The organism is Macrococcus capreoli, assembly GCF_025628935.1.
Lineage (GTDB): Bacteria > Bacillota > Bacilli > Staphylococcales > Staphylococcaceae > Macrococcoides > Macrococcoides capreoli.
This window is the reverse complement of the sequence record NZ_JAOTIS010000003.1, coordinates 152,006-174,800: the sequence shown is the minus strand read 5'-3', so window position 1 is coordinate 174,800 and position 22,795 is coordinate 152,006. Positions and strand designations below refer to the sequence as shown.

The following is a 22,795-nucleotide window of genomic DNA, read 5'->3' as shown; positions in this document are numbered from 1 at the left end:
ATGAGACCAAATTTAAATGAAAAGAGAGATTGCTATGGAAAAACAATGGTTTGAAGGCGTATTAAACGCACGCAACAATGCATACGCACCTTATTCAAAGTTTAAAGTAGGCGCTTATTTAATATGTAAAGACGGTACGACATTTAATGGTTGTAACGTTGAGAATGCAGCATATGGTGATACAATTTGTGCTGAACGAACTGCTTTTGTTTCTGCGATTGCTGCAGGGTATAAACCTTGTGATTTTAAAGCATTAGTCATTACTACGGATACGGAAACACCATCATCACCATGTGGTTCATGTCGCCAGGTCATTAAAGAAATGTGTGAAGATGACATGCCAGTCTTTTTAACGAATGTTCGTGGCGATGTGATTGAACGTACGGTAGATGATTTATTACCATTAGGATTTTCTGGAAGGGATTTAGAAGATGTCAAATAAATTTAAATCAGGCTTTGTCGCGATTATTGGCCGACCTAATGTAGGGAAATCTACATTTATGAACAAAGTATTAGGACAAAAAGTTGCGATTATGTCAGATAAAGCACAAACAACGCGTAATAAAGTACAAGGAATATTAACGACGGAACAATCGCAAATTATTTTCATTGATACACCAGGGATTCATAAGCCGAAACATGTGTTAGGCGACTATATGATGAAAATAGCCAAAAATACATTGCGTGAAGTTGATGCCATTATGTTTATGGTGAATGTTGAAGAAAGTTTAGGACGTGGAGATGAATTTATTATTGAATTATTAAAGTCAAATCGCACACCGATCTTTCTCGTATTGAATAAAATCGACAAAATCCATCCGGATCAGTTAATTAAAGAAATTGAAAAGTATAAAGATTTATTACCATTTGCAGAAGTTGTACCGATTTCAGCACTACAAGGTAATAATGTCGATCATTTAGTTGAAGTTATTGAAGGCTATATGCCTGAAGGACCAATGTACTATCCGAAAGATACGATCTCTGACCATCCGGAAGAATTTATCGTTGCTGAACTCATCCGTGAGAAAGCATTGCATTTAACAAGCCAGGAAATTCCACATGCTATCGGTGTTCAAGTTGAAAAGATGACGCGTGTATCCGAAGACCAAGTGGATATTGAAGCGACGATTTATATCGAACGTGATTCTCAAAAGGGTATCATTATCGGAAAGAAAGGTTCAATGTTAAAGCAAATTGGACAAAATGCACGTAAAGATATTGAAATGCTATTAGGTTCGAAAGTCTATTTAGAACTATGGGTAAAAGTTCAAAAAGACTGGAGAAATAAACCTAACTTTATTCGCCAGATTGGCTATAGAGAAGATGAATATTAATGCTTAAAAAGTCTGTTGGTATTGTTATCAAGAGAGTTGAATATGGTGATAATCATTTGATTATCACCTTTTTAAATGAAGCGGGCGTGAAAGTGGCAGTAATGGCGAGAAATGCTCGTAAATCAACAAAGTTCGGTGCGGGACTCGATTTATTTTATGAAAACTTATTTATCTTCTCACAATTTAAAGGGATGGGAACATTAAGTTCTGTCGATACGATCGAAAGCCATTATCCGATAAGAAGTGACATAATGCGTTTGTCCTATGCTCAATATATCGTTGAATTGATTGATAGAGGACTGGATGATGATGCAACGAATAAATTAGTGTATCAGTTATTGAAGTTTGGGCTAGATAGAATATCCATAGGTGATAATGAAGCACTTATCGCGTTATTTGTATCATTAAAGATGATGCCATTATATGGTTATGAACCTAACTTTAAATATAGCGCGCATGATGGTGCGATGGACCATAAAGACTTTGTTGCGTATTCATTTAAATATAATAGTGTGATAACGCACTTTGGATTAGAAGAAGACCCACATGCGATTCGCATGTCGAATAAAGCTTTGTATATGTTGTATTTATTAGATGAAGTGCCGCTTGAAAAGGTGAGTGGGATGAAGATCAGTGTAGCGTTAGTGTCGGAAATGGAAAGTTTAGTTTTTAAAATGTATGATGAGTTTATCGGGGTTTATTTGAAATCTCGTAAGATTATTGAACAACTGAATAATATGAATTCACAATAAAAAGAGGCAAGAACAAAGTGTGACACACTTGTCCTTGCCTCTTTTAAACGGTATTTTCAATGCAGATCCTCGTCAAATTTCACCAATCCCTTCGAAATTAAAGAGCGATCTCGAAGGGATTGCTTCTAATTATTTCGGACCTAAGCGTAATGAAAACAGACTCTCCTTAGAACTTAATCTTTTCCTCTAAGAAACCTTTAACTTCACTAATTGGCATACGCACTTGTTCCATCGTGTCACGGTCACGTACTGTTACCTGGTTGTCTTCTAATGAATCGAAGTCAAATGTAATACAGAATGGTGTACCGATTTCGTCTTGGCGACGGTAACGTTTACCGATAGATTGGCTTTCATCAAAATCAATTGCAAAGTATGCGCTTAACTCTTCGTATACTTTCATCGCATCAGCTGATAATTTCTTGCTTAATGGTAAGATGGCCGCTTTGTATGGTGCTAAAGCAGGGTGGAAACGTAATACTGTACGTTTATCATCGCCTTCTAATGCTTCTTCGTCATACGCATCGCATAAGAATGCTAATGTTACACGGTCCGCGCCTAATGAAGGTTCAATAACATAAGGAACATACTTTTCACCAGTTTCCTGATCATGATATTTGAAATCATCACCAGAGGCGTTCATATGTGCATTTAAGTCGAAATCTGTACGGCTTGCAATACCCCATAGTTCACCCCAGCCAAACGGGAATTTATATTCAATGTCAGTCGTTGCATTAGAATAATGCGATAATTCATCTTCATCATGGTCGCGTAATTTCATGTTCTCAGGTTTAACACCTAAGTCTTTTAACCATTTTTCAGCAAACTCTTTCCAATATGTTTGCCATTCCATTTCTGTCCCTGGTTTACAGAAGAATTCTAATTCCATTTGTTCAAATTCACGCGTACGGAAGATGAAGTTACCTGGCGTAATTTCATTACGGAATGATTTACCTACTTGAGCGATACCAAACGGTAATTTTTTGCGCATAGAACGTTGTACATTTTTATAGTTAACGAAAATACCTTGTGCTGTTTCAGGGCGTAAGAAGATTTCATTTGTTGATGATTCTGTAACACCTTGGAATGTTTTAAACATTAAGTTGAACTGACGAATATCTGTCCAGTTTGCAGTCCCTGATTCAGGACATACGATACCTTTTTCGTCGATAAATTGTTTCATTTCTTCAAAACTCATGCCATCAGCGATAAAGTGTTCATCCCCTTGGGCATGCATATAATCTTCGATTAATTTATCCGCACGGTAACGGATTTTAGAGTCTTTGTTATCTATCATAGGGTCATTAAAGTTTGATAAATGTCCACTTGCATCCCATGTTTTAGGGTTCATTAAGATCGCTGCATCTAATCCAACGTTATAAGGTGATTGTTGCACAAATTTTTGCCACCAAGCACGTTTTACGTTGTTTTTTAATTCAACACCTAGCGGGCCGTAATCCCAAGTGTTGGCAAGGCCTCCGTAAATTTCACTACCAGGGAATACAAATCCACGGTGTTTTGCAAGGTTAACGATTGTTTCCATTTTGTTTTCTGTCATAATGATGTCCTCCATTTATTATTGAGTAAACATAAAAATTGGTATATAAAAAGCCCCAAGGCAATATTTTGCCTTGGGACGAGTATATATACCCGCGGTTCCACCCAAATTAGTGTTTACTCGCTCTAATTTATTCATTTGATAATACATTCGCCAAATAATCATTCTTGTTAAGCTTACACCATCCTTAACTCGCTTATATAAAATATAACATGGAATCTCATAAAGCTCAATTGTAAAGCGATACATTTGTAAAAATAACATGATATCGTTATAATAAAATTAATAAACTATGTCTACTAATGGGGTGATTGTCATAGAATTAAATAAACGACAAGAGAAGATTTTACAAATTGTAAAAAATAATGGCCCCATCACAGGTGAAAAAATTGCTGAGAAACTAAGCTTAACACGTGCAACGTTAAGACCTGATCTTGCAATTCTTACGATGGCAGGATATTTAGATGCGAGACCACGTGTTGGTTATTTTTATACGGGTAAATCAAGTACACAACTATTATCAGAATCAATTAAGAAATTTCGAGTAAAAGATTTTCAATCGGTCCCTATTGTAATACATGAAGATTCAAGCACTTATGAAGCAATATGTGCCATGTTTTTAGATGATGTGGGTACATTATTTGTTACAAATAAAGATAATCATCTTGTTGGTGTATGTTCAAGGAAAGATTTATTACGCGCATCTATGGGAGGACAGGAAATTCATACGACACCAATCCATGTTTACATGACCCGTGTCCCGAATGTTTCTGTATGTTATAAAGATGATTTATTATTTTATGCTGCGAAACAAATTATCGATAAACAAATTGATTCTATTCCTGTCGTTATTGAAAAGGATGGACATTACGAAGTAACAGGGCGAATCAGCAAAACAACAATAACGAGAGCATTTGTTTCTCTAATCGAAGACGAATAAGGAGCATTGATTTATGAATGAAATTAGATTAATTATCGCATCAGATTCAGTAGGAGAAACGGCTGAACTCGTTACGAAAGCATGTATCTCACAATTTAATATGTTAAATAATGTTGTTGATACGATTCGTTTACCTTATATCGAAACGGAAGAGAATATCAATGAAGTGATTAGTTTAGCATCCGAGCAAACGTCAATTGTTGTATATACACTGGTCAAACCGAAAGTGCGTGAATATATGCAGGCACAACTAACGCAACATAATATTAAAAGTGTAGATTTAATGGGTCCGTTAATGCAATTACTTGAAGCATCTTTAGAAGAAAAGCCTTTAAATGAACCGGGTATGGTACATAAATTAGATGAAGATTATTTCAAGAAGATTGAGGCAATTGAATTTGCAGTGAAATATGACGACGGCCGTGACCCACGCGGATTAACGAAAGCGGATATCGTATTAATTGGTGTATCACGAACATCTAAAACACCGTTGAGTCAATATCTTGCACATAAACGTTTCAAAGTTATGAATGTCCCGCTAGTGCCTGAAGTTGATCCACCAGATCAACTGTTTGAAATTGATCCTAAGAAATGTATCGCACTAAAAATTGATCCTGAAAAATTAAATAAAATCCGCATCGAGCGTTTAGCGCAACTTGGGTTAAAAAACGATGCAAATTATGCGAAGGATCAACGTATATTAGAAGAATTGAAATATTTTGAAGAAATCGTTGCACGCATCAATTGTGAAGTCATCGACGTATCGAATAAAGCAATTGAAGAAACAGCGAATGAAATCATTAAGTTGATTACAAAAAATTAATGTGGGTATGATGAGGTGAAAGTTTGCAAATCGATCCAAAAATTATCAATGAAATAAGAGAAAAAAACGACATATTAGATGTTGTGAGTCAATATGTTAAATTAGAGAAAAGGGGACGTAACTATATTGGTTTATGTCCCTTTCATGATGAAAAAACACCTTCGTTCTCAGTATCTGTAGATAAACAAATTTGTCATTGTTTTGGATGCAAAAAAGGTGGCAATGTGTTTCAATTTATTGAGCAAATAGAAAATGTTTCATTTATTGAAGCTGTAAAAATACTTGGTGAAAATGTAGATATAAAAATAGATACACCAGAAGATGCACCTGTTGTGGACAATGATCAAACGAAGATGATTGACATGCATAATTTATTGCAGGAATATTATCATTACGTGTTAAAAGCGATTGAGGAAGCAGAACCTGCGCTTCATTACTTACATCAACGTGGGATTACTGATGAAATGATTGCACAGGAGAAAATTGGATTCAGTCCAAATGTCAGTCATTTTGCGCTGGATTTTTTAAAGAAACGTGGTTACGATGAAGCGTTAGCGTATGAAGCGGGTTTACTGAGTCGTAATGAAGATAATTTCAGTTATTTCGACCGTTTTAGAAATCGTATCATGTTTCCGATTCACAATGCACGTGGCGATACGGTTGGATTTTCAGCAAGAAGTTATGATGGTAGTGAACCGAAGTATTTAAATAGTCCGGAAACACCAGTATTCCAAAAGCGTAATATACTATACCATCTGGATGTTGCGCGTAAGCCGATACGTGAAGCAGATGAAGTAATATTGTTAGAAGGTTTTATGGATGTATTAAAGCTTGGTGAAGTGGGTATTCATAACGCGATTGCAACGATGGGGACTGCTTTAAGTAGAGAGCATATCCTTACGCTGAAGAAACTCGCACAAAACATTACGCTAATGTATGACGGAGATCGTGCGGGGATTGAAGCCACTTTAAAAGTTGGAAAGTCATTACTAACAGAAGGATTAAACGTTTTTGTCGTGCCGATTCATAAAGGAAAAGATCCGGATGAAATGATTCGCGATATCGGTGCAACACAATTTTTAGAATATTTTCAAACAAATAAAATCAATTATTTAAGTTTTTACATGCAACATTATGTATCTGAGATTAAAAATAATGATTTAGCATATGAAAAACATTTGAATAATGTCATTCAAGATGCTAAACTTATGAATTCCGATGTTTTACAGAAAAAAGTATTGCATGAAGCAAGTGATTTGTTTAAAGTAGATTTTGACAGTCTAAAATATCAAGTACAAAAAAATCAAAAGCAGCGACCGATCAATCAAGCGAATGTAGGGATAAAACAAGAGACATTTAATAAAATTGAGACGGCTGAACGTGTTGTGCTGAAACATTTTATGACAGATAAATATTTATTTGATCAATTTCAAGCAATCATTCCTGCGAAACATTTCTCCAATGCATATCATCGTGTGATTTATGAAGCTTTAAAAGGGTATTACTTGAATGAAGAACAATTTAATCTCAGCCAGTTTATAGCGCAGATACCGCATGAAATACATGAAGTATGCATGTCTATAGATAGCTTACTTGTAAATTCTGAACCAACGACAGATGAAATAAATGATTATGTGTATGTGTTCAATGAGGAACAATACCAGCTCACGCATCTTAATCAGTTGAAACAACATTTAAAAGAAGCTATTGCTACAGGAGATATCGAACGAAGAGACAAAATTGCAAGAGAAATTATTCAGTATCAACGCTCAAAAAGGCACTAGACATTCTGGGAGGTTTAATAATGGCCACAAATAATAAAAAAGCAGCAAAATTAACAGAATTACTTACGTTAGATCAAGTGAAAGCACAGCTTATTGAAACAGGTAAAAAGAATGGTCACTTAAGTCATGAAGAAATAGCTGATAAATTACAAAATTTCGAAATGGATTCAGACCATATGGATGAATTCTTTGAAGCAATTGCTGAAAATGATATTACATTAATTAATGAAAAAGATGCAAACGATACAGATGATAAAATTAATTTAAATGACTTATCGGCGCCTCCAGGTGTAAAGATTAACGACCCAGTCCGTATGTATTTAAAAGAAATTGGACGTGTTAATTTATTAAGTGCTGAGGAAGAAATCGAACTCGCAAAACGTATTGAACAAGGGGATCAGGAAGCGAAAGCGCGACTTGCTGAGGCAAATTTACGTCTTGTTGTAAGTATTGCGAAACGTTATGTTGGCCGTGGTATGCTATTTCTTGATTTAATTCAGGAAGGTAATATGGGGCTTATTAAAGCAGTAGAGAAGTTTGACTTTACGAAAGGGTTTAAGTTTTCTACGTATGCGACATGGTGGATTAGACAAGCAATCACGCGTGCGATTGCTGACCAGGCAAGAACGATTCGTATTCCTGTGCATATGGTTGAAACAATTAATAAATTAATTCGTGTACAACGTCAATTATTACAAGATTTAGGACGTGATCCATCTCCAGAAGAGATTGGTGAGGAAATGGATTTACCACCTGAAAAAGTACGTGAAATTTTAAAAATTGCACAAGAACCTGTGTCATTAGAAACACCAATAGGTGAAGAAGATGATAGTCATTTAGGTGACTTTATCGAAGATCAGGATGCTCAAAGTCCGGCAGATCATGCGGCATATGAATTATTAAAAGAACAGCTTGAAGATGTATTAGACACTTTAACGGATAGAGAAGAGAACGTATTAAGACTCCGTTTTGGATTAGATGATGGCCGCACACGTACGCTTGAAGAAGTAGGTAAAGTCTTTGGTGTAACACGAGAGCGTATTCGTCAAATTGAAGCGAAAGCATTACGAAAATTACGTCATCCTTCAAGAAGCAAACGTTTAAAAGATTTCATGGATTAAAATATCAATTTAAATTGTGAAAAGTCTTTGACAATCACTATTTTTAATATAAAATAGATATGTATATGGTGAAATTAAAGGGAGGTAAATTGAATGAATCGTAATCCAGTAATTCCGTTTTTACTTATTATGCTTATGGGCGTAGGCTTAATCTTCTTCATGGCATCACATGGTGCTAATAAAGGAGACGAAAAAGGTGAAGGCGGAGCTAAGACTGAACAAAAGTTTGATGCTAAAACTTTTGCTAAAGATAACTGTACATCATGTCACGGTCAAAATTTAGAAGGTGCTATGGGACCTAAATTAGCTGGGAACTCTAAGCCAGCTGATGCTTTAAAGAAAACAATCCGTGAAGGTAAAGGCGCAATGCCTGCTCATGATGCTTCAAAAATCTCTGATAAAGACTTAGATACGTTAGTTAAGTATTTAAAAGATGGAGCAAAATAAATAACAATTAAAATCTTTTGCCATGTGCAAAAGATTTTTTTTTGAAAGGATAAAAGATGATACCATTAAATCAAAGATTGAAGACTGTAGCACAATATATTCAACACACAAGTTTAGCCGATATAGGCTCTGATCATGCTTATTTACCTTTATATGCACTCGAAAAAGGACTTATACAACGTGCGATTGCTGGGGAAGTAGTGAAAGGCCCATTTGACGCAGCTGTTCAAAATGTTGCAAAATACAATGCACAGCATGCGATTGACGTCAGACTTGGAAATGGGCTGGAAGTAATAGATCGTGGAGAAGTTGATGTTATTACGATTTGTGGCATGGGAGGCCCGTTAATCGCTGAAATTATTACCTCTGGAAAAGATAAACTACAAAATTATCCAAGACTGATATTGCAAAGTAATATTCATAGCGAAGCTGTTCGAAGCGCTTTAGTTACGTTAGGTTATGAAATTATTGCTGAAGAAATTCTGAAAGAAAAGAAGCACACGTATGAAATTATTGTAGCAGAAAAAGCGAATGTACCATTGCAGTATGATGATAAAGCATTAAAATTTGGTCCGTTATTAATACAAGAGAAAAATGATGTGTTTAAAGAAAAGTGGACAAGAGAATATAGACATTTATTAAACGTGCAAAATGCGATTGAACATGAAGCACAGCATGCCTCAAAATATGAACAAATCTCAAAAGAAATTACAATCTTAAAAGAGGTGTTGTATGATGAAGATTAATACGTTAATGTCTATCATTAATAATGAAATACCTATGCATACAGCGGAATCATGGGATAATGTTGGATTACTAATTGGTGATACAGAAAGAGAAGTGACGGGTATATTAACGGCGCTTGATTGTACGATGGCAGTTGTAACTGAAGCAATAGAACAAAATGTTAATACGATCATTTGCCATCATCCGCTTATCTTTAGTGGAATCAAGGCAATTCAAAATCATGGTTATGGCGAAATCATTCATGCCTTAATAAAAAATGAAATAAATTTAATTGCGCTACATACGAATCTGGATGCACATCCAAAAGGTGTGAGTGCAATGATAGCCAATCAACTTGAACTAAACAATATTGAAATATTATTGCCTGACCAAACAGAGTTGTGTAAGCTACAAATTTATGTACCGAATCATCATGCACAAGGTTTAAAAGAAAAATTAGCAGCAGCAGGTGCAGGAAAGATAGGGGATTATGACCATTGTTTCTATTCGTCAAAAGGTCATGGAGAGTTTCGTCCTCTTGAAAATGCACAACCTTTTGTAGGAAATATCAACGAAGTACATGTTGAAGAAGAATTGAAAGTTGAATGTGTGTTTGAACCTCGTTTAAAGCAACAGATAATTGAAGTTATTCATCAATATCATCCTTACGAAACACCTGCATATGAAATATTGACGTTTACTTTACCAGCGCAATATGGTACAGGAGTTAAAGCGCATCTCCCACAACCAATGATGCTTAGCGAATTGGCGCAATTAGCCAAAGCAAAGTTATCACTTGATGTTGTAAAATGGATAGGCGAAGATCAGCGTATTTCAACAGTCGGTATCATCGGAGGAGCAGGTGTCAGTTATATGAAAGACGTTCAAAATAAAGTTGATGTCTTATTAACAGGTGATATTAAATATCATGAAGCGCATGATTTAATGATGATGCAACTTCCGGCAATTGACATTACACACTATAGTGAATGTGTAATGAAAGAAGGACTTAAACGCTTACTCGATGCTTTAATAGACGTACCTGTTATCGCATCGTCAGTGAATACAAATCCATTTAATGTATATTAAAATAAAACCCGAATGAATTTTTAAAGGAAAATTCGTTCGGGTTTTTATTGTATATTATTTTTAATATTTTATGCCTTTTATGTGTAATAAAAGGATAAGGTTTAATATGCTCTGCTAAATCCTTGAACGGCAAAGAAATAAGTGTATCGCCCTAATTCAATTTCGTTAAAATGATTAGCTTTAATTGAAACAGCCATATATTTATAATCTGGACGCATCATATTTTTATAGTGACCGGGTGAAGCTTTCCATTGATTTAAAAATTTTTCAGCCATATATTTCTCAGAAACGAGTTCATAAGGGTTGCCGCGATAAAAGTTCATCGCTGTGTTTTCGCCAACTTTGTATATTGAATTAGGAATTCTTTCAAATGCGGTATTAAAACGTTCGAAATTTGGTCGTACATGAGATTTGCCATTTATATTAATGTGTCCGTATGCTGCAAGTTCGTTTGAACGTAATAATGCACCTTCATACACACGTGCGTCATATTTTAAAGGTTTAAGCCTTTTTGTTTTACGTTCTTTGTTGACGAGGTTAATCATTTCTTTGTTTAACTTTTTAATATCAATAAGTATGCCGATATTGAATTCTGTTTGCGCTTCATAGTTTAGTTTCATTGGATAAACCATCGGTCGCATACCCGATCTTCTTAGAACAACTTGATTTCTTAAACCCGGATTTAATGCATTTCGATAAGCAACAGTATCACTTGCTTTCGCAGCATTTTCAAATGATACATTAGTTCTAATAATAACACGATCAACGATGTCATTTGTCCAAAGCTTAATATTACGTTTATAAGATAAAGAAGCATCTAATGTGTCTGTATTAAATCTTCCATCTGCATATTTATAATAGCTCGTTGGTAACTTAGTTACTGTTTTGGCAAATACAACATTCTTCTGTGGCAATTCGAGATTCATCGGTGTGATAGACGTTATCGCTATAATATTAGGTGAAGACGCTAACAATAAACCGATACTTGAAACGATTAATTTTTTGACTATTCTCATTTTTATCATCCCTTTTGCATAATAATACACCCTTTTTACAATTCTATTATAAAAGGAGACATTATTAAAAGTAATGTCTCCTTTTATGCTTTTTAATTTATAGGATGAAATTTTGTGCAAAAAAATTCAAGACAAAAGCATTTCGTTTTGTCTTGAATTCAATGATTAAAGAATAGTCACAGGTGTTGCATTTTTAATTTTAGGTAATATTTTTTCAGTTGGTACTCCAGATTTTTCAGGTATTGGCTGAATGTTTAACGGGTCAAATGCTTTAATGTAATCAATGACTTCTTTAACAATTGGTGTTGGTGTTGATGCACCGGCAGTAACAGCTACAGTTGATTTCCCTTGAATCCATTCAAGCTTTAATTCGCTAATATCTGATATACGATAGGCTTCCGTATGTGCAATTTCTTTAGAAACTTGTGCTAACCGATTAGAGTTATTACTTTTTGGGTCACCTACAACAATCAATACATCAGCTTGACTAGCTTGTTCTGCGACTGCTTCTTGTCTCACCTGGGTTGCTAAACAAATTTCTTTATGCACTTCAATATGAGGATACTTTTTCTCAAGCTCATCCATTAAATGCTTAACATCCCACTGGCTCATCGTCGTTTGATTCGTAACAATTAATTTATTATCTTTTAACGCTGGATCTAAATTTTCAACGTCCTGCATATTTTCAACTAAATGGACGATATCGGGCGCAACACCAACAGCACCTTCTGGTTCGGGATGTCCTTTTTTACCGATATAAATCACATGATAGCCTTCCGCTTTTTTTGTGCGAATAAGCGCATGGGTATTTTCAACATCGGGACATGTAGCATCGATACATACTAGTCCTTTTTCCTTTGCACGGCGTTTCACTTCAGGGCTTACACCATGCGCTGTGAAGATGACAGTACCATGATCAATTTTTTCTAAAATTTCCAATCGGTTCGGACCATCTAATGTGATAATGCCATCACTTTCAAAGGCATCCGTCACATGTTTATTGTGTACTATCATGCCTAATATATATATTGGACGTGGTAATGTTTTATCTAAAGAAGCGTTGCGTGCAATGACCATTGCATCTACAACACCATAACAATAACCACGCGGTGTAATTTTTATGATTTCCATGGAACTTCCTCCTAGCTTTATACTTCATACATAGTATAACAAACTTTAATGCGTCTTAAGAATAATTTAATTTATGAATTGTTTGCTTTCTTTTTCGTAATCTTTCCTATATAATACATTAGATGAACATAAAAGGAGGATTATGATGGACAAACACCCATTTGAGTTATTTGAACTTGCACCATATTTAGTAGAAGCGGTGGAAGATTTAAATTTCAACCAGCCCACAGAAATCCAAAGAAGAGTAATTCCAAAATTAAAAAAAGAAACACACTTAATTGGACAATCACAAACAGGTACAGGAAAATCACATGCATTTTTACTACCATTAATTAATAAAATCGATGTTGACGTACAGCATCCACAAATTATTATTTTAGCACCTACACGTGAACTAGCGAAGCAATTATATGATGCTGCTGAACACTTAATTTCGGTTACTGAAGGAATTAAAGCAGGGCTTTATATTGGTGGAACAGACAAGAATAAAGATATTCAAAAATCAAAAGTTCAGCCTCAAATTGTAATAGGTACACCGAATCGTATTAAAGATTTAGCTGAAGAAAACGTATTGCATATCCATTTAGCGAGAGCTGTTGTTATTGATGAAGCGGATTTAATGATTGACTTAGGATTCTTACCTACTGTTGATAAGATTGCAGCAAACGTATCTCGTGAAGCACAAATAGCAGTTTTCTCTGCAACGATACCGAAAGCCTTACATCCGTTTTTAAACAAATATTTATCTAAACCAGAGTTCATTGAAATTGAACCTGATGCAAAGACAAATAAGAATATTACTTTTTATTTAGTACCGACAAAAAGTAATGACCGTAAAGAACAATTAACAAAGATTATGTCTACGATTAATCCGTATTTAGCGATTATTTTTGCTAATAGTCGTGAACGTGCTGACGAAGTTGCTGAATATTTACAAGATCAAGGGTTAAAAGTCGGTGTTATTCATGGTGGACTTGCACCACGTGAGCGTACGCAGCAAATGAAACGTGTTAAAAATCTGGAATTCCAGTATGTTGTAGCAAGTGATCTTGCGAGTCGCGGGATTGATATCGATGGTGTAAGTCACGTGATTAACTACGATATCCCACGTGACATTGCCTTCTTTACACATCGTGTTGGTCGTACAGGACGCGGAAACTATACAGGAGTTGCGATTACAATTTATACGCCTGATGAAGAAGATTTAATTAACCAAATTGAGAAACGTGGTTTTAGCTTTATCCATAGTGATGTGAAAAATGGTGAATTAGTTGAAATCAAGGATAGAACTCAACGCCAGTCAAGAACGAAAAAAGAAGATAATATCGAGCAAAACTTAAAACATAAACTAAAAGGCAAGAAAAAAGTAAAACCAGGCTATAAAAAGAAATTCCGTTATGAATTAGATAAGTTAAAACGTAACGAGAAGAAAGCCCATTCAAAACGTACAAATAGAGAAAATAAAAAAAGGTAGGTTACATTATGTTAATAGGTTCACACGTATCTATGAGCGGTAAGAAAATGCTATTAGCAGCTGCAGAAGAAGCGGCAAGCTATCAAGCTTCAACTTTTATGATTTATACAGGTGCACCACAAAATACGCGCCGTAAACCTATTGAAGATTTAAATATTGAAGCGGGACTTGCTTTTATGAAGGACAACAATTTGTCGAACATCGTTGTTCACGCACCTTATATTATTAATATTGCCAACACTGTCAAACCTGAAGTTTTTGAACTCGGTGTGGAGTTTCTGCAAAAAGAAATTGAACGTACAGAAGCGATTGGTGCACAAGATATCGTATTACATCCAGGTGCGCATGTCGGTGCTGGAGAAGAAGCGGGTATTCAAAAGATAATTGAAGGTTTAAATGAAGTATTAACCAATGATAATAATGTGCGTATTGCGCTTGAAACAATGACAGGAAAAGGTTCTGAGTGTGGGAAATCATTCGAAGAACTAGCTGAAATTATTTCTGGTGTTACAAACAATGAACGTTTATCTGTTTGTTTCGATACTTGTCACGTCCATGATGCAGGGTATGATATTGTTAACAACTTAGATGGTGTATTAGAAGAATTCGATAAGATAGTAGGTCTGGATCGAATTAAAGTAGTACACGTTAATGATTCTAAAAATGTATTAGGTGCACGTAAAGACCGTCATGAAAACTTTGGATTCGGTAATATCGGATTTGATGCATTATCAAAAGTTGTGTATCACGATGTGTTTAAAGCAGTACCGAAAATATTAGAAACACCATATGTTCAAGTCGGTGATGATAAGAAAAATAAAAAACCGCCTTATAAATTTGAAATTGAAATGATTAAAAATAATCAATTTGATGCTGATCTTTTAAATAAGATTATTAATCAATAAAAATTTGAAAAACAGGGATTAATCATAGATTAATGCTTGTTTTTTATCTAAAAAGGAATGAAGCGCTATGGATCCTATATTTGAAATAAGACATGTATCCCACCGTTATCCTGATAAAGTAGCCTTGACTGACATTAATATTAGTATTTATCCTGGAGACTTTTTAGCAATTGTTGGTCCAAATGGTTCAGGTAAATCTACATTGCTGAAATTAATATTAGGTATATTAAAAGTTCAAACAGGTAGTATATTAATGAACGGAAAAGATATGAAGCAATATAAGAAATTAACGGGTATCGGGTACGTTTCACAAAAAGCGAACGCGAGTAGTGGTGGGTTTCCAGCAACAGTATTTGAAGTTGTCAGGAGTGGTTTAATTCAAGTGAAGCCGATATTCAAAAAGTTTAATAAACATGATAATGAAAAAGTTGAAGCGATGTTAAACCGATTAAATATTGCCCATCTAAAGGATAAAAACATTGCGCAGTTATCAGGTGGACAACAACAGCGCGTGTTCATCGCACGTGCTCTAATTTCGAATCCATCAGTACTCGTTTTAGATGAACCGACAGTTGGTATTGATGCGAAGCATGTCGCACAATTTTATGAATTATTAACTCAGTTAAAAGCTGAAGGGATTACGATTTTACTCGTAACACATGATATTGGTGTCGTTGTAGATACTGCAACTCAAGTTGCCTGTTTGAATCAACATTTGCATTTCCATGGCACTTCACACCAATTCAAGTCATTAGATGAAGTTGAAATTTCGAAGATTTACGGACATCCTGTCCAGTTTATTGACCATAATCATAATCGCGGGTGTTGTGTATGAGTTTAATAGATGCATTATTACAGTTTGATTTTATTCGTTATTCATTTATTAGTGGGATGTTAATTGGAATACTTGCCCCATTAATAGGAACTTTTATTGTCGTACGCAGATTATCTTTAATAGCTGATGCATTAAGTCATGTCACTTTAGGTGGTATCGCATTTGGTATGTTACTGACAAAAGTACTCGCGTTTGCGATCAATCCGATATGGACGGGGATATTATTCTCAGTTGTCGGTTCTTTATTAATAGAGAAATTACGTTCACTTTATAAACATTATCAGGAATTAGCGATTCCGATTATTATGAGTTTCGGAATCGGTTTAAGTGTAATTTTTATATCGTTTGCTGATGGTTTTAATCAAGATTTATTTGGTTATTTATTTGGAAGTATCAGTGCTGTAACATTAAATGATGTATTTATCGTTTTAGCGATATTTTTATTAGTCATCATTTTTATTTTCGTATTATATAAAGAGTTATTTATATTGTCATTCGATGAAGAATATGCTGCAATTATTGGTGTTCCACGCTACGTTCATATTTTATTTATGTTAATGGTAGCATTAGTCATATCAGCTTCAATGCGTGTTGTCGGGATTCTCCTTGTGAGTAGTTTGATTACATTACCTGTTGCAAGCAGTATGCGATTTGCAAAAGGTTATAAACAATTAATGTACTGGAGTGTCATAATCGGTGAATTGTCAGTGATTATTGGTTTAATTACTGCTTTCTATTTAGACATTTCTCCGGGGGGTGTCATCGTCATGTTGCTCGTCTTAATATTATTAGGGGCACTTATGATGAGTAATATAAAAGAAAAAGGGGGAGTGACAGATGAATATTGATGAAGCGATTAAAGTATTAAAAGATAATGGACATAAATATACAGATAAACGTCGTGACATGATCAAAATGTTACATGATTCGAAAAAGTATTTAAACGCAAAACAAATGCAAGAACAATTAAATGATCAATATCCTGGTATTTCATTTGATACGATTTACCGTAATTTAAATTTATTTAACGCACTTGATATTATAGAAGTAACAGAACTGGACGGGGAAAAGAAATTTCGATTGTCATGCAGTACGCATCACCATCATCATTTTATTTGCGAAAGCTGTGGGGAAACTCGTGTCGTAGAATTTTGCCCGATTGATACATTTAAGCAGGAATTAAATGATGTAGAAATTCATAGTCATAAAATAGAACTCTATGGATTATGTGAAACATGCAAAAAGGACTGAGACAGTGTTTGTCTCAGTCCTTTTTGTGTGGGAATTGCTGTTTTACTAGTCGATCGACTTCTTCCCAGCTATACACACGTGTAACACCTTTTGGTAATACACATTGATTGTACGGTGTATCAAAAAGATAAACAGGGATTTGTAATGCCTCATGAATTTCGATTGCATTGTCTAATTTATCTTCAAAAAACGCATCGACTTTAAGTCGTTTTGCTGTTTCAATCTTATCATGTGAACCGGTTAGTTCAATTTGGTGATAAGGGACTTGATGCGTTTTAAACCACTCAATTGTTAAATCATTTAAATAGGTATGTCTCGCGCTAATAAAGATCAATTGATAATGCTTTGCCCATTGATTGAGCACATGATCTGCGCCTTGATGTACCGGTGAAAATTTGTACATATCGTGTTCATGTGTTTTAAACCATTGATAAATTTCAGCTTCGGGTATATTTAAAACATTTGATAAATCATATTCAGTTATATCTTCGTATTTAAAGTTTTTATTAAACGATTTTTGTAAATAGGGTACTAATGCTGTCGGACATGTGACGGTACCATCAATATCAATACCCATTCTAAATTTATTAGTCATTGATTGTCTGCGCATTCGCTGATTTTTCTGCTGCTTGCTTTCTGAAATATTCTTCGGCTAATTTATCAATTTCAATTTTCAATTCTTCAACCATTGTTGCTTCAGGTACTTTTCTAACTGTTTTACCTTTCATAAATAATAATCCTTCACCTCGCGCGCCAGCAATACCAATATCAGCTTCACGCGCTTCTCCCGGACCATTTACTGCGCAACCAAGTACTGCAACTTTTAATGGTGCTTTAATTGTAGAAATATACTCTTCAACTTCGTTCGCAATTGAAATGAGATCAATTTCTATACGGCCACATGTCGGACATGAAATCAACGTTGCAGCATTACTTGCTAATCCAAATGATTTTAATAGTTCACGTGCAACTTTCACTTCTTCGACAGGATCGGCTGATAAAGAAATACGTAATGTATTACCAATACCTAAACTCATAATTGCACCAAGACCTGCCGCAGATTTAACTGTTCCAGCAAATAATGTGCCACTTTCTGTAATCCCTAAATGTAATGGATAATCAAATGCTTGTGCAGCTTTTGTGTAAGCTTCAATTGCAAGTGATACATCGCTTGCTTTCATAGAGACGATGATATCATGGAAATCTAATTCCTCTAATATTTTAATATGATGTAAAGCACTCTCTACCATACCATCTGCAGTAGGGTAGCCATATTTTTTAATAATATGTTTTTCTAATGAGCCGGCATTCACACCGATACGAATTGGAATGCCTTTTGCTTTACATGCTTTAACGACTTCTTCAACTTTTTCGCGTCGTCCAATGTTACCAGGGTTGATACGAATTTTGTCTGCGCCACCTTCAATGGCAAGTAAAGCTAATTTATAATCAAAATGAATATCTACAACTAATGGAATATTAATTTGTTTTTTTATTTCTGCAATTGCAAGTGCATCTTCTTCTTTTGGACAAGCCACACGCACGATTTGACAACCTGCTTCTTCTAAACGCTTAATTTCAGCAACTGTTGCTTCAACATCATGTGTTTTTGTCGTTGTCATACTTTGTATAATTAGTTCATCACTACCGCCAATTGTTAAATCTCCAACTTTTACAGGGCGGGTATTTCTTCTATGCGTAATTTCAGGCATTGATAAAACTCCTTTAAATTTTAAATGTGATAAATATTATAACATATTTATTATATAGAAATATGGGATCAAATTGTATTGTTTTGTTTGAAGATTTCATTTTTATATTGCACTGGTAAATAGCGTATTGTGAATACGACTAATATTGTAAGCGACAACCACGACATAAGTATAGCCATTGAGCTCACATACTGTACAAACAAGCCTACAATTAAAAAAATCGAAGGTATCGTTAATAAAAAGGTAATGATTTTTAACCAATTCATAAAGCGTGATTTCTTTTTCATAACACGCGACATGATATGTGCAACACAACTCACAAGTATAATCTTAATCGTTGTTGCGACAAACTGAATACTTATTAATATGCTTATGATTAAAGATAAATAGAAGTAACTTGATGTTGTGTACGTTTTTAAAAAATTGATTAATGATACCTTATCATGAAATACTGGTAAATTTGCATAGGGTAGAAACGTTGCAGTATCAACTTGTATTCCATCTTTTTGAAATGTCATAATATGATTTTGCGGCTTTTGTTGGTGATTTGTAAATATAATCGTATACGGCGGTATCGTAATCTTTTTTTCTTCTTCAAGTAATAATTGATTATTTTGGATTGTGAAATCAGGAATTTCGTGTTGCTTCGTTTCAATGAGCTGCTTTCCAACTTGAATGGCTTGATAATATTGGATACTTGGTGATAGTGCAAATAATGTCGATATTAATAATATATGAAGAAAAATATATCTTAATTTTACAATTCGAAATAAAGGATATTGTTTAGGTGTGAAAATACGCTTTAAATGTTTAATATACAATGATGATCCTCCTTAGTGAGATATTCATTTTTATATCTTGTTTTGGCAATATTAAATTATAAATTATTTTAACAAAAAAAAGTGAAATGATATATAAGCAAAGTAGTTGTTAACGCTTTAATACTTTTGCTATGATATTGTTGTACTTAAATTTAGGAGGATGATTGATTATGGCATTTGAATTACCACAATTACCATATGCATATGATGCATTAGAACCACACATTGATAAAGAAACGATGGAAATCCATCATACGAAACACCATAACACATATGTTACAAATTTAAACGCTGCAGTTGAAGGCACTGAATTTGCTGAGCTTTCAATTGAAGATTTAATGAAAAAAATCAATGAAGTTCCTGCTGATAAGAAAACAGCTGTTGTAAATAATGGTGGCGGTCATTACAACCATTCATTATTCTGGACATTATTAGCGCCAGGAAAAGAAGCAACAGGTGAAGTTGTTGACGCAATTAATGCTAAATTCGGTTCATTAGATGCGTTTAAAGAAGAATTCGCTAAAGCTGCAACGACACGTTTCGGTTCAGGCTGGGCTTGGTTAGTTGTTAACAATGGTGAATTAGAAGTTGTTTCAACACCAAATCAGGAGAACCCTTTAATGGAAGGTAAAACACCTATCCTTGGTTTAGATGTTTGGGAACATGCTTACTACTTAAATTACCAAAACAGACGCCCTGATTACATTTCTGCTTTCTGGAACGTAGTAAACTGGGAAAAAGTTAACGAATTATATTTAGCTGCAAAATAATATAATTGATATTGTGAGGCATTTCAGAGATGAAATGTCTCTTCTTTTTTTGTTTTTTATCAAATATATAGAAAACCAACGCTAATTCATATATTATTAAAAGATAAATGATAGTGATGGGGGATAACTTTTGAAACGTGTTAAACAAGAATCAAATGAATTAAAACAAAAAAGACAAACCAATCGCAGAATTGGCGTTATTTTTATGGCGATAGTTTCATTATTAATCATTCTCGTCTTAAGACTTGGATATTTACAAATAGTCAAAGGTGAGTCCTATAAAAAGGCAGTCGATAATAATGAGAATATAGAAGTCAATGAATCGGTACCTCGTGGTAGAATATATGATCGAAATGGTAAATTATTAGTTGATAACACATCTAAAAAAGCCATCACTTATACGCGTGACCGTATGACGAGTCGGAGTGAAATGTTAGCGACTGCTAAAAAATTGCATAAATTAATGTCTATGCCTACAGATGCACTTACATTAAGAGATAAGCAAGACTACTTCATTATGACGCATAAAGATGAAGTTGATAAATTAATGAAAAAAGAGTTGCAATTATTTGAAGCGGGAGAAATTTCACAGGATAAATACAATGAAGCAGTATATGACAAACTAACTGAGAAGAAGTTAGAAGAACTTTCAAAAGATGAATTAGAAATTGCTGCAATATTCAGGGAAATGAGTAGTGGTAGCCAATTAAGTCCGCAAATTATTCGAAATAAAGATGTGTCAGAAAAAGAATATGCTCTGGTCTCTCAAAATTTAAATGATTTACCAGGTGTTAATACAACGATGGACTGGGATAGAAAATATGTGTATGGCAAGACACTCCGTACAATGTTAGGGAATGTATCTTCAAAAGAAGAAGGACTGCCAAAAGAATTAGTGGACTATTACCTTGCTAAAGGTTATTCACGTAATGATCGTGTAGGTCAAAGTTACCTTGAATTTCAATATGAAAATGTATTACGTGGTAAAAAGAAAAAAATGCGTTATTTAACAGACAAATCAGGCAAAATTATAGATTCTGAAATGATATCAGAAGGGTCTCGTGGTAACGATTTAATCTTAACAATTGATATTGACCTTCAGCAAAAAGTGGAAAAGCTTGTTGATAAACATATTCAAATATTACGTTCAATGAATGCAAGAACAATGGATAAAGTACTTGTCGTTATACAAGATCCTCATAATGGTGATATTTTGGCACTTGCCGGACGACAAATTGATAGTAACGGGAAAATTTCAGATTATCATTATGGTACATTTACGTCACAATATGCTGTAGGTTCTTCTGTAAAAGGTGCGACGTTATTAACGGGATATAGTAATAATGCAATTAAAGTCGGTGAACATATGATTGACCAGCCATTAGTATTTAAAGGCGGCGTAGAGAAAAGATCATATTTCAACGCTTCAGGCAAAGTTGATATTGATGATAAAGAAGCATTAATGCATTCTTCTAACGTTTATATGTTTAAAACGGCTTTAAAAATGGCTGGGTTAAATTACACACCGAATATGGCATTACCTGCTGATATTACTGAACCTGGACTAAAACTACGTAAAGGTTTAAACCAGTTTGGCTTAGGGGTTAAGACAGGAATTGATCTTCCGAATGAAGTAACGGGTCAAACGGGTGTTCTAAAAAATAATCCAGGTAATTTTCTGGATTTAGCTATTGGTCAATATGATACGTATACTCCACTCCAATTATCCCAATATATTTCGACTATTGCGAACAATGGTTATCGTATTCAACCACATTTAGTGAAAGAAATTCGAGCAGCATCTAAAACGGATAAAATTGGGCCTGTTAAAGAAAGTATAAAAGGGAAAGTGCTAAACCGTATCAACAATTCGCAAGATGAAATTGATGAAGTCAAAAAAGGATTTGAAATGGCATTTAATAATGTACCTGGGACAGGTTATGAAAGCTTTAAAAACACAGTTGTGAAAAGTGCTGGTAAAACGGGTACAGCTGAAGTGTTCCAAGATGGTAAGCCGAGGGTAAACTCAACATACATCGGTTATGCACCAATTGACAATCCACAATTGAGCTTTGCCATTATTTATACGAATCAACCTGTACCACCACCGTGGTTACCAGGTGGAGATCTCGGAAGAGATATCATCAATGATTATTTTAGTAGTCAAACGGGTAAAGGAAATAGTAAGACGGATTTAAAAGCAAATGAAACAAATAAAACAAAAACAACAAATGCTGACCAAGTAGAATAAAATAGATTTCTTGAGTAAAAGACGATGTTTATAGGATATCGTCTTTTTTCTTTACACA

The 22,795-nt window shown here is 34.5% G+C and carries 23 protein-coding genes; 17 read left to right on the top strand and 6 right to left on the bottom strand.

The genetic code is table 11. The features are described from left to right. Positions 1 to 28 precede the first annotated feature (28 nt). The 3 genes from cdd to recO are packed head-to-tail and all read left to right on the top strand — an operon-like array spanning position 29 to position 2,086. Entirely contained in the window at positions 29 to 442 is a 414-nt protein-coding gene (cdd, locus tag OCL94_RS03800) for a cytidine deaminase (protein ID WP_262994782.1), read from the top strand. Continuing rightward, positions 432 to 1,334 (top strand): GTPase Era, encoded by a 903-nt coding sequence (era, locus tag OCL94_RS03795; protein ID WP_262994732.1) that lies wholly within the window; start codon positions 432 to 434, stop codon positions 1,332 to 1,334. The genes cdd and era overlap by 11 nt, the downstream gene beginning before the upstream one ends. Beyond that, complete coding sequence (gene recO, locus OCL94_RS03790) at positions 1,334 to 2,086, top strand: DNA repair protein RecO (RefSeq protein WP_262994730.1); 753 nt, start codon at positions 1,334 to 1,336, stop codon at positions 2,084 to 2,086. Before era ends, recO begins: the two co-directional genes overlap by 1 nt. Positions 2,087 to 2,252: 166 nt before the next feature. On the opposite strand, the gene OCL94_RS03785 is transcribed toward recO, so the two are convergent. After that, positions 2,253 to 3,641, bottom strand: coding sequence for a glycine--tRNA ligase (locus OCL94_RS03785; protein WP_262994728.1), 1,389 nt, complete (start codon positions 3,639 to 3,641; stop codon positions 2,253 to 2,255). Positions 3,642 to 3,948: 307 nt separating this feature from the next. Between OCL94_RS03785 and OCL94_RS03780 the strand changes: the two genes are divergently transcribed. From OCL94_RS03780 to OCL94_RS03750, 7 genes are all read left to right on the top strand, one after another. Next, positions 3,949 to 4,581, top strand: a complete 633-nt coding sequence (locus OCL94_RS03780; protein WP_262994780.1) for a helix-turn-helix transcriptional regulator — start codon at positions 3,949 to 3,951, stop codon at positions 4,579 to 4,581. A gap of 13 nt (positions 4,582 to 4,594) precedes the next feature. Further along, positions 4,595 to 5,404: a pyruvate, water dikinase regulatory protein gene (locus OCL94_RS03775; protein WP_262994726.1), complete on the top strand. Its 810-nt coding sequence runs from the start codon at positions 4,595 to 4,597 to the stop codon at positions 5,402 to 5,404. 23 nt (positions 5,405 to 5,427) lie between these two features. Beyond that, positions 5,428 to 7,188, top strand: coding sequence for a DNA primase (gene dnaG / locus OCL94_RS03770; protein WP_262994723.1), 1,761 nt, complete (start codon positions 5,428 to 5,430; stop codon positions 7,186 to 7,188). Between the two features lie 20 nt (positions 7,189 to 7,208). Beyond that, complete coding sequence (gene rpoD, locus OCL94_RS03765) at positions 7,209 to 8,309, top strand: RNA polymerase sigma factor RpoD (RefSeq protein WP_262994721.1); 1,101 nt, start codon at positions 7,209 to 7,211, stop codon at positions 8,307 to 8,309. A gap of 93 nt (positions 8,310 to 8,402) precedes the next feature. Next, on the top strand, positions 8,403 to 8,756 hold the full coding sequence (locus OCL94_RS03760) for a c-type cytochrome (protein WP_262994719.1): 354 nt from the start codon (positions 8,403 to 8,405) through the stop codon (positions 8,754 to 8,756). 56 nt (positions 8,757 to 8,812) lie between these two features. Continuing rightward, the gene (locus OCL94_RS03755) at positions 8,813 to 9,502 is read left to right on the top strand and encodes a tRNA (adenine(22)-N(1))-methyltransferase (protein ID WP_262994717.1); all 690 of its coding nucleotides are present in this window, start codon (positions 8,813 to 8,815) and stop codon (positions 9,500 to 9,502) included. Further along, on the top strand, positions 9,489 to 10,571 hold the full coding sequence (locus tag OCL94_RS03750; RefSeq protein WP_262994715.1) for a Nif3-like dinuclear metal center hexameric protein: 1,083 nt from the start codon (positions 9,489 to 9,491) through the stop codon (positions 10,569 to 10,571). The genes OCL94_RS03755 and OCL94_RS03750 overlap by 14 nt, the downstream gene beginning before the upstream one ends. A 101-nt stretch (positions 10,572 to 10,672) precedes the next feature. Here OCL94_RS03750 and OCL94_RS03745 read toward each other — a convergent pair whose 3' ends face one another. Together OCL94_RS03745 and OCL94_RS03740 are read right to left on the bottom strand one after the other, a co-directional pair. Continuing rightward, positions 10,673 to 11,587, bottom strand: a complete 915-nt coding sequence (locus OCL94_RS03745; protein ID WP_262994713.1) for a CAP domain-containing protein — start codon at positions 11,585 to 11,587, stop codon at positions 10,673 to 10,675. 165 nt (positions 11,588 to 11,752) lie between these two features. Beyond that, a complete protein-coding gene (locus OCL94_RS03740; RefSeq protein WP_262994711.1) occupies positions 11,753 to 12,718 on the bottom strand; it encodes a 4-hydroxy-3-methylbut-2-enyl diphosphate reductase in 966 nt (321 codons plus the stop codon). 145 nt (positions 12,719 to 12,863) lie between these two features. Here OCL94_RS03740 and OCL94_RS03735 point away from each other — a divergent pair, with 145 nt between their 5' ends. From OCL94_RS03735 to OCL94_RS03715, 5 genes are all read left to right on the top strand, one after another. Beyond that, on the top strand, positions 12,864 to 14,192 hold the full coding sequence (locus OCL94_RS03735) for a DEAD/DEAH box helicase (RefSeq protein ID WP_262994708.1): 1,329 nt from the start codon (positions 12,864 to 12,866) through the stop codon (positions 14,190 to 14,192). A gap of 8 nt (positions 14,193 to 14,200) precedes the next feature. Beyond that, positions 14,201 to 15,097 (top strand): deoxyribonuclease IV, encoded by an 897-nt coding sequence (locus tag OCL94_RS03730; protein ID WP_262994706.1) that lies wholly within the window; start codon positions 14,201 to 14,203, stop codon positions 15,095 to 15,097. Positions 15,098 to 15,164: 67 nt separating this feature from the next. Beyond that, a complete protein-coding gene (locus OCL94_RS03725; RefSeq protein WP_262994703.1) occupies positions 15,165 to 15,932 on the top strand; it encodes a metal ABC transporter ATP-binding protein in 768 nt (255 codons plus the stop codon). After that, on the top strand, positions 15,929 to 16,780 hold the full coding sequence (locus OCL94_RS03720) for a metal ABC transporter permease (RefSeq protein ID WP_262994701.1): 852 nt from the start codon (positions 15,929 to 15,931) through the stop codon (positions 16,778 to 16,780). Before OCL94_RS03725 ends, OCL94_RS03720 begins: the two co-directional genes overlap by 4 nt. Further along, positions 16,770 to 17,183 (top strand): Fur family transcriptional regulator, encoded by a 414-nt coding sequence (locus OCL94_RS03715; RefSeq protein WP_262994699.1) that lies wholly within the window; start codon positions 16,770 to 16,772, stop codon positions 17,181 to 17,183. Before OCL94_RS03720 ends, OCL94_RS03715 begins: the two co-directional genes overlap by 11 nt. A gap of 13 nt (positions 17,184 to 17,196) precedes the next feature. Here OCL94_RS03715 and OCL94_RS03710 read toward each other — a convergent pair whose 3' ends face one another. The 3 genes from OCL94_RS03710 to OCL94_RS03700 all read right to left on the bottom strand — a co-directional run bounded on the left by OCL94_RS03710 (position 17,197) and on the right by OCL94_RS03700 (position 19,716). Next, a complete protein-coding gene (locus OCL94_RS03710; RefSeq protein WP_262994697.1) occupies positions 17,197 to 17,778 on the bottom strand; it encodes a 5' nucleotidase, NT5C type in 582 nt (193 codons plus the stop codon). Then, entirely contained in the window at positions 17,771 to 18,895 is a 1,125-nt protein-coding gene (gene ispG / locus OCL94_RS03705) for a flavodoxin-dependent (E)-4-hydroxy-3-methylbut-2-enyl-diphosphate synthase (RefSeq protein ID WP_411268470.1), read from the bottom strand. The genes OCL94_RS03710 and ispG overlap by 8 nt, the downstream gene beginning before the upstream one ends. A gap of 68 nt (positions 18,896 to 18,963) precedes the next feature. After that, a complete protein-coding gene (locus tag OCL94_RS03700; RefSeq protein ID WP_262994695.1) occupies positions 18,964 to 19,716 on the bottom strand; it encodes a DUF1189 domain-containing protein in 753 nt (250 codons plus the stop codon). Between the two features lie 170 nt (positions 19,717 to 19,886). Here OCL94_RS03700 and OCL94_RS03695 point away from each other — a divergent pair, with 170 nt between their 5' ends. After that, positions 19,887 to 20,486: a superoxide dismutase gene (locus OCL94_RS03695; RefSeq protein ID WP_262994693.1), complete on the top strand. Its 600-nt coding sequence runs from the start codon at positions 19,887 to 19,889 to the stop codon at positions 20,484 to 20,486. 130 nt (positions 20,487 to 20,616) lie between these two features. Continuing rightward, positions 20,617 to 22,737: a peptidoglycan D,D-transpeptidase FtsI family protein gene (locus OCL94_RS03690; protein WP_262994691.1), complete on the top strand. Its 2,121-nt coding sequence runs from the start codon at positions 20,617 to 20,619 to the stop codon at positions 22,735 to 22,737. The last annotated feature ends 58 nt before the right edge of the window (positions 22,738 to 22,795 follow it).